The 276-nt window shown below is 47.8% G+C and carries 1 protein-coding gene; it reads left to right on the top strand.

The features are described from left to right. A partial coding sequence (locus R0J87_RS19995; RefSeq protein WP_498888434.1) for a Mur ligase family protein occupies positions 1-276 on the top strand: 276 nt, incomplete at both ends.

Below are 276 nucleotides of genomic sequence, written 5' to 3'. Positions count from 1 at the left end.
ATTCAATTTGCTGGGAATGCCTTGTGGGTTTATCGGTACGACAGGCGTCGAAACAGCTGAAGGCAAAGTCCCGTTCAAAAAAAGCACGCCGACAACACCGATCGCTTCGGATATCCATCAGATTTTCTCTATGCTGGTAGAGGCGAAAACAGAGGCGGTCGCCATGGAAGTTTCTTCGACTGCACTGGACCAGCAAAGGGTTGAAGGAATCGTTTTCGATGTGGCGATCCATACCAATTTATCCGAGGAGCACCTCGAATACCATAAAACATTTGA

Source organism: Halomonas sp. SIMBA_159 (genome assembly GCF_046536035.1).
Taxonomy (GTDB): domain Bacteria; phylum Pseudomonadota; class Gammaproteobacteria; order Pseudomonadales; family Halomonadaceae; genus Vreelandella; species Vreelandella venusta_A.
Note: the sequence above shows the minus strand (reverse complement) of the source record. Positions and strands in the feature narration are given on the sequence as shown.